The organism is Acinetobacter sp. V2, from assembly GCF_001188385.1.
Classification (GTDB): Bacteria; Pseudomonadota; Gammaproteobacteria; order Pseudomonadales; family Moraxellaceae; genus Acinetobacter; species Acinetobacter oleivorans.
Genome location: NZ_JZFB01000003.1, coordinates 308,030 through 309,198, shown reverse-complemented (window position 1 = coordinate 309,198; position 1,169 = coordinate 308,030). Strand labels below are relative to the sequence as shown.

The following is a 1,169-nucleotide window of genomic DNA, read 5'->3' as shown; positions in this document are numbered from 1 at the left end:
AAGCCACTTGGTTAAAACAGGATGAACGCGAATGGCTTGTAAAAACCATGAAAGAAGAAGATGTAGGAAAAAATGCACCTCAGCATCACAGCATTCTTCGCGGTCTTGCCAACCCACGAGTACTTGCCCTTGCATTGATTTATTTCGGAACGTCAGCTGGGCTTTATACCCTTGGAATCTGGGCACCACAAATTATTAAACAGCTTGGCGTAACGTCTATGACTGTCGGGCTTTTAAATGCCATTCCACCAATCGTTTCTGTCATTGCCATGGTTTTATGGTCACGACACTCTGACCGCACCAGTGAACGTACATGGCATGTTGCTCTCGCATGTTTAACCGCAGCAGTTGGTCTCGCAATTGCAGCTGGCACACACAATGTCATTGGATTAATTGCAGCACTTACCATTGTGAATGTCGGTATTAGCTGTGCCAAACCACCACTATGGAGCATGCCAACCATGTTCTTGTCAGGATCAGCTGCAGCTGCAGGCATTGCCACGATTAACTCAATCGGAAATTTAGGCGGGTTTGCAGGCCCTGCCATGATCGGCTGGATTAAAGATCAAACTGGAGATTTCACAGGTGGACTCTATTTTGTTGCAGGCCTACTCATTATCTCGACCTTACTGACACTAGTGTTGAGCTTCTCCCAAAAAGTGAAAGTAAACACTGCCAAAGCAACCCAATAACCCTATTTATATCAATTAGATATGTACAAGTTTCTTCAAGGAGCACAACATGGACAAAGATATTGCAGTCCAGTCCCTTACGGACACCATGGCCAAATTTACGGCTTATATTGGAAAACGCCTACCTAAAGATGTGAAAAGTAAGTTAATTGAACTTCGTACTTTAGAAACCAATCCATTGGCTAAATCAGTTTATGACTCAATGGAAGAAAATCAGCAAGCTGCCGATAAGCTCAACCGTCCAAGCTGTCAAGACACGGGTGTCATTCAATATTTCGTTGAAGCAGGAGCTAACTTCCCTTTGCTTGGTGAACTTCAAGAGATTTTGAGCGAAGCAACTGCTGAAGCAACTCGTATAGGTCCATTACGTCACAACGCTGTTGAAACCTTCGATGAAAAAAATACGGGCACCAATACTGGTACTCAAATTCCATGGTTAGACTGGCGTATTGTGCCTGAACTCGACACTTGTACCAT

Annotated in this window: 2 protein-coding genes; both read left to right on the top strand. The window is 44.1% G+C overall.

Annotated features, from left to right (window positions below):
• On the top strand, nt 1-692 hold a 692-nt coding region (locus tag UC75_RS21540; protein WP_228137340.1), incomplete at its 5' end, for an MFS transporter.
• A gap of 49 nt (nt 693-741) precedes the next feature.
• Nucleotides 742-1,169 (top strand): fumarate hydratase (locus UC75_RS21535; RefSeq protein ID WP_228137339.1); only part of this gene is annotated, 428 nt, incomplete at its 3' end.